At 69.4% G+C, this 15,368-nt stretch carries 16 protein-coding genes; 7 read left to right on the forward strand and 9 right to left on the reverse strand.

Going from position 1 to position 15,368, the window contains the following annotated elements:
* Positions 1 to 46: 46 nt before the first annotated feature.
* The 7 genes from JJL56_RS02545 to JJL56_RS02575 form a co-directional block, all read right to left on the reverse strand.
* On the reverse strand, positions 47 to 439 hold the full coding sequence (locus JJL56_RS02545; RefSeq protein ID WP_200484074.1) for an RcnB family protein: 393 nt from the start codon (positions 437 to 439) through the stop codon (positions 47 to 49).
* A gap of 116 nt (positions 440 to 555) precedes the next feature.
* Positions 556 to 1,398 (reverse strand): GNAT family N-acetyltransferase, encoded by an 843-nt coding sequence (locus JJL56_RS02550; RefSeq protein WP_200484075.1) that lies wholly within the window; start codon positions 1,396 to 1,398, stop codon positions 556 to 558.
* A gap of 13 nt (positions 1,399 to 1,411) precedes the next feature.
* Positions 1,412 to 2,158, reverse strand: coding sequence for an aspartate/glutamate racemase family protein (locus tag JJL56_RS02555; protein WP_200484076.1), 747 nt, complete (start codon positions 2,156 to 2,158; stop codon positions 1,412 to 1,414).
* A gap of 16 nt (positions 2,159 to 2,174) precedes the next feature.
* The gene (locus JJL56_RS02560) at positions 2,175 to 3,014 is read right to left on the reverse strand and encodes an ABC transporter permease (RefSeq protein WP_200484077.1); all 840 of its coding nucleotides are present in this window, start codon (positions 3,012 to 3,014) and stop codon (positions 2,175 to 2,177) included.
* A gap of 3 nt (positions 3,015 to 3,017) precedes the next feature.
* Positions 3,018 to 3,941, reverse strand: a complete 924-nt coding sequence (locus tag JJL56_RS02565) for an ABC transporter permease (RefSeq protein ID WP_200484078.1) — start codon at positions 3,939 to 3,941, stop codon at positions 3,018 to 3,020.
* 128 nt (positions 3,942 to 4,069) lie between these two features.
* Entirely contained in the window at positions 4,070 to 5,386 is a 1,317-nt protein-coding gene (locus JJL56_RS02570) for an ABC transporter substrate-binding protein (RefSeq protein ID WP_200484079.1), read from the reverse strand.
* Between the two features lie 49 nt (positions 5,387 to 5,435).
* Entirely contained in the window at positions 5,436 to 6,455 is a 1,020-nt protein-coding gene (locus JJL56_RS02575; protein ID WP_200484080.1) for an ABC transporter ATP-binding protein, read from the reverse strand.
* Between the two features lie 266 nt (positions 6,456 to 6,721).
* Between JJL56_RS02575 and JJL56_RS02580 the strand changes: the two genes are divergently transcribed.
* From JJL56_RS02580 to JJL56_RS02605, 6 genes are all read left to right on the forward strand, one after another.
* Positions 6,722 to 7,474 (forward strand): GntR family transcriptional regulator, encoded by a 753-nt coding sequence (locus tag JJL56_RS02580; protein WP_247889315.1) that lies wholly within the window; start codon positions 6,722 to 6,724, stop codon positions 7,472 to 7,474.
* Between the two features lie 68 nt (positions 7,475 to 7,542).
* Positions 7,543 to 8,682, forward strand: a complete 1,140-nt coding sequence (gene hemH, locus JJL56_RS02585) for a ferrochelatase (protein WP_200484081.1) — start codon at positions 7,543 to 7,545, stop codon at positions 8,680 to 8,682.
* 115 nt (positions 8,683 to 8,797) lie between these two features.
* Entirely contained in the window at positions 8,798 to 9,718 is a 921-nt protein-coding gene (gene osmF / locus JJL56_RS02590) for a glycine betaine ABC transporter substrate-binding protein OsmF (RefSeq protein ID WP_200484082.1), read from the forward strand.
* Positions 9,719 to 9,722: 4 nt separating this feature from the next.
* On the forward strand, positions 9,723 to 10,895 hold the full coding sequence (locus JJL56_RS02595) for an ABC transporter permease (protein WP_200484083.1): 1,173 nt from the start codon (positions 9,723 to 9,725) through the stop codon (positions 10,893 to 10,895).
* The gene (locus JJL56_RS02600) at positions 10,892 to 11,830 is read left to right on the forward strand and encodes an ATP-binding cassette domain-containing protein (RefSeq protein ID WP_200484084.1); all 939 of its coding nucleotides are present in this window, start codon (positions 10,892 to 10,894) and stop codon (positions 11,828 to 11,830) included. The genes JJL56_RS02595 and JJL56_RS02600 overlap by 4 nt, the downstream gene beginning before the upstream one ends.
* Positions 11,827 to 12,582, forward strand: a complete 756-nt coding sequence (locus JJL56_RS02605; protein WP_200484085.1) for an ABC transporter permease — start codon at positions 11,827 to 11,829, stop codon at positions 12,580 to 12,582. Before JJL56_RS02600 ends, JJL56_RS02605 begins: the two co-directional genes overlap by 4 nt.
* 48 nt (positions 12,583 to 12,630) lie before the next feature.
* On the opposite strand, the gene JJL56_RS02610 is transcribed toward JJL56_RS02605, so the two are convergent.
* Positions 12,631 to 13,518, reverse strand: a complete 888-nt coding sequence (locus JJL56_RS02610) for a regulator of G-protein signaling domain-containing protein (protein WP_145623753.1) — start codon at positions 13,516 to 13,518, stop codon at positions 12,631 to 12,633.
* A 162-nt stretch (positions 13,519 to 13,680) separates the two neighbouring features.
* Positions 13,681 to 14,169 carry a peptidoglycan-binding protein LysM gene (lysM, locus tag JJL56_RS02615; protein WP_282188911.1) on the reverse strand — a complete coding sequence of 163 codons (489 nt, stop codon included), beginning with the start codon at positions 14,167 to 14,169 and terminating at the stop codon, positions 13,681 to 13,683.
* 210 nt (positions 14,170 to 14,379) lie between these two features.
* On the opposite strand from lysM, the gene JJL56_RS02620 reads away from it, so the two are divergent.
* Positions 14,380 to 15,360: a S1C family serine protease gene (locus JJL56_RS02620; protein ID WP_145623752.1), complete on the forward strand. Its 981-nt coding sequence runs from the start codon at positions 14,380 to 14,382 to the stop codon at positions 15,358 to 15,360.
* Positions 15,361 to 15,368 lie beyond the last annotated feature (8 nt).

Genomic DNA, 15,368 nt, shown 5'->3' on the forward strand with positions numbered 1-15,368 from the left:
AGTAGACCGCCCGGTCGGGTCGGGTCCATGAAGGAAGGGGGTGTCCTCAGCGGAAGAGGCCGGGAACGATCCGGACCATGACGCCCGATCCGGACGCCACCAGAACGGCGTCCGACCCGGCGCGGACCCAGTGATGCCCGCGCGGCGGCCGGTGCAGATGATACGCGGCTGGCGCGGCGATGACGTAGCGGCGCGATGCATAGGCGGCGGGCAGGCGGTCGCCGGGCCTCCAATGCCGCGCCGCGCGGTGGACGGGCGGGGGAGGGCGATGCAGATCGGGGCGGTGCAGGTCGGGGCCGCGGTGGTCCCGCTCCATTCGCGGCGGCTCGCGATGATCCGGTCCCCAGCCGGCGGCGGCGGCGTCTTGGGTGCCCAGGCTGACCAGCACGGAGGCGGCGGTCAAGGCGGTGGTCATGGCGGCGATCAGGATGCGCGACATGGGGGTGTCCCTCTTCTCATCAGGCCGGGATCGTGATCCCGATGCCCCAATGCTGCGCGTCCCCTGTTGCCGGCGTGTGTCCGGCACTCCCCTGTTTGGTAACGGACTGTTACGGCTCAACCCAACTCAAAGCTCGTCACGCCGTACAGGCGCGCGGTGTCGATGGTTGGGGCGGGGCCGAGATACATGCGGGCAGTTTCGAACTGCGGAGTCAGGCCCAACTCCTCCGCCAGCAGGACGGCGTCGCGGTTGACCTCCGGCACGTCGAGGAAAATGGGACCCTCTCCCGCCGTGGCGGCGAGCGCCAGCGCCAGATCGCGCGCCGTCCCGCGGTCGGCGGCGTAGAGCGGGCCGATCTTGCTGCCGATGTGGCAGGGGCGGATCACCCCGAAGCCCCGCAACGCCTTGTCCTGCACGGCGGCGAGTGCGGAGGCGCCGGGCAGGGCGATCCAGTTGGACAGGAAACCGGCGCGCGGCGCCGGGAACAGGGCGCGGTCCCATTCCAGCAGCCTGTCGAAGGGTACAGTCCGCGCGTCCGCCAGCGCCGCGGCGGAGGAGGTTCCGGCGGGCGGCGTGCCGCCATAACGGATGTTGCGGTACGCGAGCGCGAAGCCGGACTTGCGGTAGTTGTCCTGCTGCGCCACCACCCCGTCCAGACCGACGGTGCAGCCCTCCAGATGCTTCAGACCGGCCCGCCAGAGGTTCCAGCCGAGGCCGCGCCCGCGCATCTCGGGCCGCACGATGTAGAAGCCGAGGAAGCCGAAGTTCTGGGGATAGCGGACGACGGAGATGCAGGCCGCCGGCTCGCCGTCCAGTTCCCCGATCAGGAAGCCCTCCGGGTCCACCGCGTGGAAGGCCCCGGCGTCGTGCAGGCCGGGGTTCCAGCCCTCGGCCCGCGCCCAATCCACGGCCAGATCCAGTTCGGCCCGGCTCATCACGCGCACGCGGTAGCCTTGCATGAGGGCGCTCCGGTCAGGGTTGCGGGGCGGGGGCGAAGCGCGCCATCTCCCCGGCGTAGGGTTTGGGCAGTGGGAAAGCGTAACCGCCGGTCTTGCCGGTGCGCAAGCCCAGCACGGCCAGCCCCTCCACCAGCTTCACCGCGGCGGTGACGCCGTCCACCACCGGCACGCCCATCTCGGCGGTCAGGGCGCGCGCCAGATCAGCCATGCCGGCGCAGCCCAGGACGACGCTCTCCGCCCCATCCTCGGCGATGGCTTGGCGGATGGTCTCGCGCACCCGCTCCACGGCGCCCGACGCCGGGTCCTCCAGCGCCAGAACCGGCACGCCGGCGGCGCGCACCCGGCAGCGCCCGGCCACGCCGTAGCGCCCCGACAGATGCTCCAGCGCCGGGACGGAGCGCGGCATGGTGGTGACGACGCTGAACCGCCCGCCAAGCAGGGTGGCGGTCTTCATCGCCGCCTCGCAGATGCCGACCACCGGGACGGCGGACAGGCAGCGCGCGGCGTCCAGCCCGACATCGTCGAAGCAGGCGATCACGACGCCGTCGATGCCCGGCGCCGCACGCTCGTGGGCGGCGATCACCTGCAGCAGGCCGGGGACGGCCAGCGCCTCGTCGTAATAGCCCTCGATGCTGGCGGGACCCATGGCCGGGTTGGCGGCGACGATCTCCGTCCCCGGCGCCGCGACGGCACGGGCGGCATCCCCGGCCTTCGCGGTCATCGAGGCGGTGGTGTTCGGGTTGACGACCAGGATGCGCATGGTGGTCCTTATTTCCTCAAGCGGCGGCGCCGGTGCGCCGCAGCCGGCGGCGGCGCAGGATCATCACCCCGGCGAGGAACAGGCCGATCACCGTGAAGGAGAACAGCGTCGTCAGCGTGCCCAGCGCGTAGAGCACCGGCGTCGTGACGTTGGTGGTCATGCCGTAGATCTCCAGCGGCAGGGTGTTGAAGGACCCCGCGGTCATCAGCGTGCGCGCGAACTCGTCGTAGGACAGGGTGAAGCCGAACAGCCCGACGCCGATCAGGCTGGGCAGGAGGATGGGCAGCACCACATGGCGCACCGTCTGCCAGGGCGTGGCGCCGAGGTCGCGCGCCGCCTCCTCGTAGGCCGGGTTGAAGCGGTTGAAGATGGCGAAGACGATCAGCAGGCCGAAGGGCAGCGTCCAGGTCAGATGCGCGCCGAGCGCCGAGCCGTACCAGGTCGGCTCGATCCCCAGGATGTTGAAGAGCAGGCCGATGCCCAGGCTGACCAGGATCGACGGCACGATCAGGCTCGCCACCGCCAGATAGAACAGTGCCCCGCTGCCCAGGAAGCGGCGGCGGAAGGCGAAGCCGGCGAGCAGCGAGAACAGGACCGTCAGCACCATCACCGTCAGCCCCAGCGCGATGGAGCGGCGGAAGGACCCGCCGAAATCGCCCACTGCCTGCTGCTCGAACAGGTTCTTGAACCAGTGGAGGGAGACGCCGTTCATCGGGAAGGTCAGCCCGCCCTCCGGCCCCTGGAAGGACAGGATGGTGATGGTGGCGATCGGCCCATAGAGGAACAGGACGAACAGCCCGAAGAAGGCGGCGAGCAGGTAGAAGGACAGGCCGCGGCGGGCGCTGGTGCCGGTCATCGCTTACAGCTCCTTGCGGATGTCGACGATGCGCAGCATCGCCACGACCATGATGAGGACGACGGCCAGCAAGACGACGGCGTTCGCGGCGGCGGCGGGGTATTGGAGCAGCGAGATCTCGTTGGCGATCATCAACCCGATCGAGGCGCTCTGCCCGCCGCTCATCAGGCGGACGGTGATGAAATCGCCCATCACCAGCGTGACCACGAAGATGGAGCCGATGGCGATGCCCGGCTTGGCCAGCGGCAGGATGACGTTCCACACCACCTGCGCCGCGCTGGCGCCGCCGTCGCGCGCCGCCTCGACCAGGGCGCGGTCGAGGCGCATCATCGAGTTGAAGATGGGCACCACCATGAACAGCGCGTAGAGGTGTACGAAGGCCAGCACCACCGCGAAGTCGGAGAACAGCAGGAACTCCAGCGGCTGGTCGATCAGCCCGGCGGAGATCAACCCGGAATTCAGCAGCCCGTTGCGCCCGAGGAAGGGAATCCACGAGATCATGCGGATGATGTTGGAGGTCCAGAACGGGATCGTGCAGACCAGGAACAGCACCATCTGCCATGTCGTGGACCGGACGTGGAAGGCCAGGAAATAGGCCACCGTGAAGCCGATCAGCAGCGTGATGACCCAGGTCAGCGCCGCGAACTTCACCGTGTTCAGGTAGGTCTTCCAGGTGACCGGCGAGGTCAGCAGCTCCTCGTAGTTGGTCAGCACGAAGTCCGGGTAGATGCGGATGCTGTCATAGTCCCAGAAGCTGACCGCGACGATGGTCAGGATGGGGATCAGCAGGAAGACCAACAGCGTCAGCGCCAGCGGCCCGGCCTGGAGATAGGGGGCGACCCGGCGCAGCACGGAACGGCGCACCCCGCCGCTCCGCGGTGCCGCGGACGCGCTGGACGCTTCGGATGGGACGGCGGAGACGGTCATGGCGCAGGGGTCCGGTGCCGTGGGGGAGTGCTGGTGTGGGGGAGTCTTGCCCCCACCCTGACCCTCCCCCGCTGGGCGGGGGAGGGAGGGACCCGCAAGGCGGGAGGGTGGGGGCAAACGGGCCTAGGTTACGCCGCGACGAACTCGTTCCACTTGCGGACCATGTAGCGGTCCTCGTCCATCACCGCGTTCCAGCAGGCGACGCGGCCCATGCGGTCCTTGAACGACCCGCCGTCGCGCACCGCGCCGGCCTTCTCCATCACCTTGCCCTCGGGGCTGAGGATGTCGGTCTTGGCCGGCTGGCCCTCCATCCAGAAGGCCCACTCGTCCGGCGACATGTGCTCCTTCGCGGTGTCGAGCACGGCGGAGTAATAGCCCTGGCGGTTCAGATAGGCGCCGACCCAGCCCGACAGGTACCAGTTGATGTACTCGTAGGCCGCCTCCAGCTCCAGCCCGCTCAGATGCTTGGCGATGCCGAGGCCGCCGCCCCAGGCGCGGTAGCCTTCCTTCAGCGGCTGGTAGACGCACTGGATGCCCTTGGCGCGCACGGCGGCCACGGCCGGCGACCACATCGACTGGATGATGACCTCGCCCGACGACATCAGGTTGACGCTCTCGTCGAAGGTCTTCCAGAAGGCACGGAACTGGCCGGCCTTCTTGGCGTCGGTCATGATCTTGAGGGTCTTGTCGATCTCCTCCTTGGTCATGTTGCCCTTGTCGCCGTACTTCACCTCGCCCATGGCTTCGCAGACCATGGCGGCGTCCATGATGCCGATGGAGGGGATGTTGATGATCGACGCCTTGCCCTTGAAGGCCGGGTCCAGCAGGTCCGTCCAGCTGGTGATCGGGCGGCCGACCAGATCGGGGCGGATGCCCAGCGTGTCGGCGTTGTAGATGGTCGGGATCAGCGTCATCCACTGGGTAGCCGACTTGGCGAACTTGATGCTGTCCTTGCCTTCGACGAAGCCGACGGTGTGCGGGGCGGTGCCCTGGGCGACGGCGCTTTCCGGGGTCAGCTTGCCGTTGACGAAGATCGGTACGATCTTGTCGAAGTTCTTGATCTTGGACACGTCCATCGGCTGCATCACGCCCGCCGGGAAGACCTTCTTGCAGATCCAGTATTCGATGTCGGCGATGTCGTAGGACTTCGGCTGGGTCACCGCGCGTTGGGCCACCGCGTCCGAATCGAGCGCGGTCATCTGCAGCGTGAAGCCCAGATCCTCCTTCACCTTGTCGGCGACGGCGTTCAGGTTCGACACGCCGGTGCCGAACTGGCGCAGCGTGACGTTCTTGATGTTCTGCGCCCAGATGGTGGGGAAGCCGGTGATCGCCCCCGACCCGATGGCGACACCCGCGGCGGCGGCGGTGCCCTTCAGCAGCGTGCGGCGGCTGACGCCCATGGTGGTCCCGGCGGAAAGGGGCGAGCCGGTGCGCGTCTCGGTCATGCTCTGTGCCTCCAGTATGGTCGGTCGTTTTGGGGATTGGTTCGGGAAATCAGGCAACCAGGGGGTGGACGTCGCGCGCCCGCCAGCCCGCGGTCACGCGGTCGCCGATGGCAAGCGGGGCGTCGTAGAAACGGGATTCGTCCAGCACCACGGCGAAGTCCTCCGCACCCGGCACGTCGAGCGTCAGGTGGACCGACGCGCCGTGATACTCCAGCGCGCGGACGGTGCCTTCCACCTGATGGTCGGCGCCCTCCGGCCGGCCCAGCAGGATGCGGTCGGCCCGCACGGCCCGGCGGCCCGCGGCGTCCTCCACCACGTTGTGGCCGCCGATGAAGCGGGCGACGAAGGCGGTGCGAGGCTGGTTGAAGACCTCGCGCGGCGGGCCGGCCTGCTCGATCCGGCCCTGGTTCATCACCACCACGAGGTCGGCCAGCGCCATCGCCTCGGTCTGGCTGTGGGTGACGTGGACGAAGGTGATGCCGAGCTCGGTGTGCAGGCGCTTCAGCTCCTCGCGCATGCGGATGCGCAGGAAGGGGTCGAGCGCCGACAGCGGCTCGTCGAGCAGGAGCACGCCCGGCCGGGTGATCAGCGCGCGGGCCAGAGCCACGCGCTGCTGCTGGCCGCCGGAGAGCTGGGCGGGCAGCCGGTCCGCGTACTGGGACATGTGGACGAGGTCCAGCATCTCCCGCGCGCGGCGCCGCCGCTCCTCCTTCGCCACGCCCTTCATCTTCAGGCTGAAGGCGACGTTGTCGGTGCAGTCGAGGTGGGGGAACAAAGCGTAGCTCTGGAACATCATGGCGGTGCCGCGGCGGGCCGGCGGCTCTCCGTTCACCACCGTGTCGCCGATCAGCAGGTCGCCGTCGGAGATGTCCTCATGGCCGGCGATCATGCGCAGCGTGGAGGTCTTGCCGCAGCCGCTGGGGCCGAGCAGGCAGCAGTAGGCGCCGGCGGCGATGCGCAGGTCGATGCCGTCCACGGCGATGGTGGAGCCATAGAACTTGCGCAGCTTCACCAGCTCGACGTTTGAACCGGCGGTGGCCGATCCGGCTGTGGTCGATCCGGTGGTCATGGCCTTCTCCATTTTGTGCACAATCTGAGGCGCCCGGTGCGGCTGTCGGAGATGTCCGCAAGTTCCATGCCAGCGTGTGAATGGCGGAATCCCACGCCTTTCCAGTGGCGCAAATCAGCGAATGGTCAGGATTTCGGCGCTATGGCGCGAAATTGTGCATGGGTGGGCTGTGCCCGATGCATGGGCACGGCGCGGCGTTGGCGTTTGTCCGCTGGTCCGCTTTGTGCACAATCCGCGGCGAAGGTTTGAACAGCGCCCGTGCCATCATGAAGACTGTCCTGAGCGCACCCCGCCGCGCCGTCCGGGGGCGGGGGGAGGGGGCGGAGGCCCGCATCGTCCGCAGCATCGGCGAGGCCATCGCCGACCGCCGTCTGCCGCCCGGCACCAAGCTGGCGGAGGAAAGTCTGGCCGAGGTGTTCGGCGTCAGCCGGGAGCGGGTGCGCAAGGTGCTGCTCCTGCTGGCGCAGCGGCGCGTGGTGACGCTGATCCCCAACCGCGGCGCCTTCGTCGCCAGACCAACCGCGCGGGAGGCGCGCGAGGTGTTCGAGGCCCGGCGGGTGATCGAGCGCGCCGTGGTCGAGGCGCTGGACCGCACTCCACGCCCCCTGCCCGACGAGATGTCGGACAAGCTGCGCGCCCATCTGGCGCGGGAGGAGGAGGCCGACCGCTCCGGCGACCGCATGGCGCTGATCCGCCTGTCGGGCCAGTTCCACCTGCTGCTGGCCGACTTCGCCGGGAACGCCACGCTGGCCGGAATTCTGGCGGACCTGATCGACCGCTCCAGCCTCGCCATCGCGGCCTTTGAACGGCGGTCCTCCCATTCCTGCTCCGCCACCGAGCACCGGCGGTTCGTGGCGGCGCTGGAGTCCGGCCCGCCGGGCGAGGCGATGCGGCTGATGATGGAGCATTTGGACGAGGTGGAGCGTCAGCTCGACCTCGACCTGCGGCCGGATGGCGCGGTCGATCTGAAATCCGTCTTCGCGGAACGGCCGGCGGATCGGCTGGCGGACCCGACGTAAGGCCCTGTCCGAACGGTCGGAGGATAGCCCGGCCCTATCGACCGCATAGGGACAAAGGGCTGCTTCCGATGGGTTCGGCTCGCTATTATGCTGCCCGCCGCGACATCGAGGTGACCGACATCATGCAGCCTATTTCCAAGCCCGCCGACCATCCGCCGGTTCCCGCGCGCCGTGTCGGTGTGCTTCTGATGAATCTCGGAACGCCGGAGGCAACCGACTACTGGTCGATGCGCCGTTACCTGAAGGAGTTCCTGTCGGACCCCCGCGTGATCGAGGTGCCGAAGGCGGTGTGGTGGCCGGTGCTGAACGGCATCATCCTGACCGTGCGTCCCGGCAAGAGCGGCCATGCCTACAAAAGCATCTGGAACGAGGAGCGCAACGAAAGCCCGCTGAAGACCGTCACCCGCGCCCAGGCGGAGGGCGTGGCGGCGGCGCTGGCGGTGCGGCACGGCGAAACGGTGGTGGTGGACTGGGCGATGCGCTACGGCCAGCCGGCGGTCGGCCCGGCGATCCAGCGGATGAAGGACCAGGGCTGCGACCGCATCCTGCTGTTTCCGCTCTACCCGCAATATTCGGCGACGACGACGGCCACGGCCAACGATCAGGCCTTCCGCCAGCTGATGACCATGCGCTGGCAGCCAGCGGTGCGCACCGTTCCCGCCTACCACGACGAGCCGGGCTACATCGAGGCGTTGGCGCGGTCGGTGGTGCGGCACATCGCGGCGCTGGACCACACGCCGGACGTGCTGCTGGCGAGCTTCCACGGCCTGCCCAAGGCCTATCTCGACCGTGGCGACCCCTACCACTGCTTCTGCGTGAAGACCGCGCGCCTGCTGGCCGAGCGGTTGGGCTGGGAGCCGGGACGCGTGCAGTACAGCTTCCAGTCGCGTTTCGGCAAGGCGGAGTGGCTGAAGCCCTACACCGACAAGACGGTCGAGGAGCTGGCCCGCGCCGGCAAGACGAAGATCGCGGTGATCGCGCCGGGCTTCTCCGCCGACTGCGTCGAGACGCTGGAGGAGATCCAGTTCCAGGTGAAGGACGCCTTCATGGCGGCGGGCGGCGAGCGCTTCACCTACATTCCTTGCCTGAACGATCATCCCGACCACGTCGCCTTCCTGGCCGACATCGTGGAGCGCGAACTGGGCGGCTGGGTGGACGGCGCCGGGGCGCGGGCGGCCCGCGACGCGGAGGACCACGTCACGGCGTGACACCCTTCCCCAAAATGGAGGACCGCACAGGCGGAAAGGGCGGGTTGTCGCGGCGGCCCGGTTTCCCCATCCTAGCGGACGGACACAATGGACGATGGTTGGGAGGATGCGGGCGATGCGGCGTGTGGTTCGGGCGGTGGCCACCCTGGCGCTGGGTGCGCTGCTGACGGCGGGGAGCGCCGCGGCGGCGGACAAGGTCCGTGTCGGATCGAAGCTGGATGCCGAAAGCGGCCTGCTCGGCACAATGATCCTGCAGGTGCTGGAGGCCAACGGCATCCCGGTGGAGAACAAGATCCAGCTCGGCCCCACCCGGATCGTGCGCAGCGCCCTGCTGGCCGGGGAGATTGACGTCTATCCGGAATACACCGGCAACGGCGCCTTCTTCTTCAACCTCGACAGCGATCCGGCCTGGAAGAACGCCGCCGCCGGCTACGAGACGGTGAAGCAGCTCGACCGCGACAAACACAACATCGTCTGGCTGACCCCGGCCCCGGCGAACAACACCTGGGCCATCGCGTTGCGCCGCGACGTGGCGGCGCCCAACAACCTCGCCACCATGGAGGACTTCTCCCGCTGGGTCGGTGCCGGCGGCACGGCCAAGCTCGCCGCGTCGGCTGAGTTCGTGGAAAGCCCGGCGGCGCTGCCCTCCTTCCAGAAATCCTACGGCTTCACGCTGAAGCCCGACCAGATCCTGGTGCTGGCCGGCGGCGACACGGCGGCGACCATCCGCGCCGCGGCGGAGGGCACGTCCGGCGTGAACACCGCCATGGTCTACGGCACGGACGGCGCCATCGCCGCGCTGGACCTCGTGGTCATGAAGGACACCAAGAACGCGCAGATGGTCTATGCCCCGGCCCCGGCCATCCGCGACGGCGTGCTGGACGCTTATCCGAAGATCCGCGACCTGCTGGACCCGGTTTTCAAATCCCTGGACACCGAGACCCTGCGCGGGCTGAACGCCAAGATTTCCGTGGAGGGGCAGGACCCTCGAGCGGTCGCCACGACGTACCTGAAGTCGAAAGGCTTCCTGAACTGACGGGATGACCCGCGTCCGGCTTATTCACAACCGCGTCGCCCTGCTGTTGGCTGCCGTCACCGTGGTGGCGGCGCTGGCCTTGCCGTTCCTCGGCTTCGCGCCGAACCGGCTGCTGTCGGGGAAGGCCATCGCGTTGAGCGCGGCGGCGGGCGGCGGGTGGAGCGCGGCGGCGCTGTTGCCGGTCGCCCTGCTGTTGGCCGTGCCGTTCCTGCGCGCCGGGCGGATGGTGAACGCGCTCTACACCGGGGCCGGCGCGCTGGCGGCGGCGGGGCTGGTCTGGCTGGCCGGGCAGCACGCCGCCCTGCTCGCCGCGACCGCCAGCCCGGCGGCGCGGACCTCCTTCGCGGCGGGGTTCTGGGTGATGGAGGCGGCGGCTCTGCTCGCCGTTCTCGACGGGGTGCGGCGGCTGGGGCTGGGTCCCGCCGGGCGGGTCGCCGTCGGCGCGCTGGCGGCGGCGCTGATCGGCGGGCAATTCGCCGCCGGGCATCTCGACCAGCTGTCGATCATGAAGGAATACGCGAACCAGCGGGACGTCTTCGCCGGAGCCGTGCTGCGCCACGCCGCGCTGGTCGCGGCGGCCCTGCTGCCGACCCTGCTGATCGGCGTGCCGCTGGGCGTCGCGGCGCAGCGTTCGCCCGCCGTGGGGCGGCTGGTCTTCCCGGTGCTGAACGTGGTGCAGACGATCCCGTCCATCGCCCTGTTCGGGCTGCTGCTGGCGCCGCTGTCGGCGCTGGCCGCCGCCTTTCCCGGGCTGGGGATCGGCGGGGTGGGGCCGGTGCCGGCGGTGATCGCGCTGACGCTCTATTCGCTGCTGCCCATCGCGCGCAACACCGCCGCCGGGCTGGCCGGCGTGCCGGAGCCGGTGCGGGAGGCGGCGCGCGGCATCGGCATGACGCCGCGCCAAGTCTTCTGGCGGGTCGAGGCGCCTCTGGCCCTGCCGGTGTTCCTGTCCGGCTTGCGGATCACGCTGGTCCAGGCGGTCGGGCTGGCCGCAGTGGCGGCGCTGATCGGCGCCGGGGGGCTGGGGGCGATCATGTTCCAGGGGCTGTTCGCCAACGCGCTGGACCTCGTGCTGCTGGGGGCGGTGCCGGTGATCCTGCTGGCCGTTGCCGCCGACGCGGCGCTGAAGCTGGCCTCGGCGCTGGCGCTGTCGCGACTCGGGAGGATGGCGGCGTGATCGCCTTCGAGGGAGTGACCAAGCGGTTCGGCGCCTGGACCGCCGTGGACGACCTGTCGCTGAGCGTGGCGGCGGGGGAGTTCCGCGTGCTGATCGGCCCGTCCGGCTCCGGCAAGTCCACGGTGCTGCGGATGATGAATCGGCTGATCGCGCCGGACGCCGGGACCATCCGGGTGGAGGGGGAGGACATCGCCCGCCTGAAGCCAGAGACGCTGCGCCGCCGCATGGGCTACGTGATCCAGAGCGTCGGGCTGTTCCCGCACTGGACGGTGGAGCGCAACATCGCCGCCGTGCCGGACCTGCTCGGCTGGCCCAGGGCGCGGGTGCGCGACCGGGTGACGGAGCTGCTGACCCTGCTGAATCTCGATGCGGAGCGGTACCGCGGCGCCTACCCGTACGAATTGTCCGGCGGGCAGCAGCAGCGCGTCGGCGTCGCCCGCGCGCTGGCGGCGGAGCCGCACATCCTGCTGATGGACGAGCCGTTCAGCGCGCTCGACCCGATCACCCGCGGGGCCTTGCAGGCGGAGATGGCGGCGATCCACAAGGCGACCGGGACCACCATCGTCTTCGTCACCCACGACATGGACGAGGCGCTGACTCTGGCCAGCCGGATCGCCATTCTGGACCGCGGGCGGCTGGTGCAGACCGGCACGCCGCTCGACATCCTGACCCGGCCCGCCGACGACCGCGTGCGCAATCTGGTGGGGCGCGAGGATTGGGGGCTGAAGCGGCTGGCCGTGGAGACGGTGGCGGAGCGGACGCGCCCCGGCGAAACGGCGCCGGGCGATCCCCTGGCGGCGGGAGCATCGCTGCGTCAGGCGCTGGCCGCGATGGTGGCATGCGGCACCGACCGGCTTCCCGTGGCGGACGGGCAGGGGCGCCCGATGGGTGTGCTCCACCTCGCGGACCTTCTGCGTGGGGCGGATCGCGCATGAGGGGCGCTCTGACGGTTCTGCTGACGGACCGGCTGATCCTGGGCCTGCTCGTCCTGGCGGCGCTGGTGCTGGGGATGCCTGCGCTGAAGCCGCTGTTCGCCGCAACCTTCCCGGCGCTCGACCGGCCGATGTACGAGGCGGACGGCTTCCTCGCTTTGACGCTGGACCATCTTGCCCTGGCCGGCGGGGCGAGCCTGATCGCGGCTCTGCTCGGCGGGGCGGCGGGCATCGCGGTGACCCGGCCCTTCGGCCGGGAGTTCCGCGGCGTCCTTGACGCGGTGGCGGCGATGGGCCAGACCTTCCCGCCGGTGGCGGTGCTGGCCGTCTCGGTTCCCGTCCTCGGCTTCGGCCCCGCCCCGGCGCTGATCGCGCTGACGCTCTATGGGCTGCTGCCCATCGTGGAGAACACGGTGGCCGGTCTGGAATCGGTGCCGGAGCCGGTGCGTGAGGCCGCGCGTGGCATGGGCATGGGGCCGGGTGCCATGCTGTGGCGGGTGGAACTGCCGCTGGCCGCCCCGGTGATCCTGGCCGGGGTTCGGACGGCGGCGGTCGTCAATCTCGGCACGGCGGCCATCGCCTCCACGGTCGGGGCGAAGACCCTCGGCCTGCCGATCATCGTCGGGCTGAACGGCTCCAACCCCGCCTACGTCATCCAGGGGGCGGTGATCGTGGCCGCCCTGGCGGTGGTGCTGGACGCCGGCTTCGACCGGCTGGCGGCGCGGCTGACCCGCTGGAGGCCCGGCGCCGCCTGAAGGAGGTTCCTTGAAGGAAGGTCGCCTGAAGGGCAGCGCCGGTTGGCATCACTTGTAGCCGAGCTTGCGCAGGGCCGGCTCATCGAGGGCCTGCGCCCGCGTCAGAGTGTTCCCACTGACGACGATCCGAATATGGGTCTGGATGTCCTTCAGGACGCCCACATAGGCACCGTTGCCGATCCCATTGGAGAAATCGGTGCGCTGCTGGCCCGTGATGTTCAGGCTTTTCGCGCCGTTCGGGTCGATGAACAGGTTGTAGAGCTTCAGCGCGCCCCGCTGGTCGACGCCCTTGCGCGTGATCGACAGGAACTCGACGTTCTCGTCGGTTTGCTCCGTTTTGGCGTAGGCGTGCAGCAGAAGCGTCAGCTTGCTGCTTTTCAGGATGTCGTCGATGTCCTTGCCTTCGAAGGGGTTCACGAATTGGCCGCCATTGGTTTGCTGTGCCGCCTTTGCAGCCGCCTTGCGCTGCTTTTCATGGGCCGCCTCGTCCTTGGCCAAGCGGGTCTTGATGTCCTTGTGGTCCTTGTCGATGGCGTCCTCGAGGGCCTTCACCAGCTTCGCCGTGACGCCCGGCACCGCCTTGGTAGCGGCCAGGGCCTTCTTCGCCACCGCGTCCTTCGGGTTCGCCTTCGCCAGGGCGCCGAGATCCTTGGAGGCTGCGGCTGCCAGCGTGTTGAGCATCTTCATCTTGCGGAACACGCGGGCGATGGCGTTGTCCACCTCGCTCTCATAGACGTGGATGGTGTCCTCGTCCAACGGCTCAGGCTTGGTGAGGGCGAGCAGCATCACCTTGTGCCACGTGATCGAGTTGAACGCCTTCTCCGCGTCAGCCATCCCGGCCAGCAGATCCGCGCATTCCTGCCGGGTCCGGTACGTCCCCAGGCTGGCCGTCGCCACGCGCGGAATGAGTTCGTCCGGGTATCCGATGATCTTCATAGCCTGTTCCTCCCTGCCGGTTAGTGGCGGGAAGCCTGCCGAAGCGGCTTGGGCGGAGCAATTCGAGATCGGTCGGAATGGCGGGAGACTCCGCCGCGATCTGCACCTTTGCGGATCGATCCCGCGGCAGGGTTTTCGCCCCCGCCGCGGGACGGTGCCGTTTCACTGCGGCGGGATGCGCAGGACCTGACCGGGATAGATCTTGTTCGGGTCCTTCAGCATCGGCTTGTTCGCCTCGAAGATGGCATTGTAGCGGTTGGGGTCGCCGTAGACCTTCTTGGCGATGGCGGACAGGGTGTCGCCCGTCTCCACCGTGTGGAACTGCGTCTGGCTGGCCGGCTGCCCGGTCGGCGGCACGGTCGGCTGGTCCGGGCCGCCCGCCCCCTGGTCCTTGGCGATGACGGCGGTCTGGTCGTCCACCCGCGACACGCCCTTCACGTTGCCGAGCGCCACGGCGATCTTCTCCTTCTCCTCCTGCGAGGCGGCGCTGCCGCGCACGGTCACCGTGTCCTCGGCGACCTGGATGTCCAGCCCGTTGGTCGGCAGGCCGATCTGTGTCAGGTGGGATTTCAGCTCGTCGGCGGTCGGGGTGTCCGCATCGCCGACCTTTTCGCCGTGATCACGGCGGAAGAAATCGAACAGGCCCATCATGTCCTCCCTCGGTTGGTCGCCTTGGTGAAGCGATCCCGGACAACACCGTTGCGGCCCGCTGGTTTCACGCGCGGAGGAGGGGGTGCGGAACGCCGGGCTTAGCAGGCGCGTTCGACTTCCCAAATAAGGTCATGGAGCCCAAATAACGTCATAGAGAATCACGCTGAAAGGGCAGAGGATCACCCCGCCCCCTGCGCAAAGGAGCCGCCGATGAACCCGTCCGACGACTGGCGGATTCCGCCGCAATTCCAGCCCGATCCGGATGAGCTGGCCTATGACCTGGACCGGGCGCTGTCCGCCGTGGTCGGGCTGCGCGCCAACGTGCCGGACGATGCCTACACCGCCGGCGTGCTGGGCACCGAGCGCGCCGGGCAGGGCGCCGTCATCCGCGAGGATGGCTTGGTCCTGACCATCGGATATCTGATCGCGGAGGCCGAGGAGGTCTGGCTGACCACCAACGACGGGCGGGCGGTGCAGGCCCATGTGGTGGCCTATGACCACACCAGCGGATTCGGGCTGGTGCAGGCGCTGTCGCCGCTGGGCGTGCCGGCGCTGATGCTCGGCTCGTCGCGCCATGTGGAGTTGGGCGACCCGGTGGTGGTGGCCGGGGCCGGCGGGCGCGAGCGGTCCATGACCGCGCGGGTGGTCGCCCGGCAGGAGTTCGCCGGCTACTGGGAGTACATGATCGACGACGCGCTGTTCACCCTGCCGGCGCATCCGAATTGGGGCGGCACGGCGATGCTGGGGGCGGGGGGCGAACTGCTGGGCATCGGCTCCCTCCAGCTCCAGTACCGGGCGCCGGAGGAGCGTGTCCTGCCGCTGAACATGAATGTGCCGATCGATCTGCTGAAGCCGATCCTGGACGACCTGATGACCCGCGGGAAGGTCAGTGACCCGCCGCGCCCCTGGCTCGGTCTTTACGCCACCCAGGACGAGCGGGAGCGGGTGGTGCTGGTCGGGCTGGCCGGCGACGGGCCGGCGCAGCGGGCGGAACTGCGGGCCGGCGATGTGGTGCGCGCCGTCGCCGGGCAGCCGGTGGGCTCGCTGGCCGACTTCTACCGGGCCTTGTGGAATCTTGGCCCGGCGGGTGTGGACGTGCCGCTGACCATGGAGCGGGAGGGCGACGTGTTCGACATGCGCGTCGGCTCCAGCGACCGCGAGCGTTTTTTGAAGGCGGCGCGGCGGCACTGACACACCCA

The sequence above is a fragment of the Azospirillum aestuarii genome, assembly GCF_016632405.1.
In the GTDB taxonomy this organism is placed as follows: Bacteria; Pseudomonadota; Alphaproteobacteria; order Azospirillales; family Azospirillaceae; genus Azospirillum; species Azospirillum aestuarii.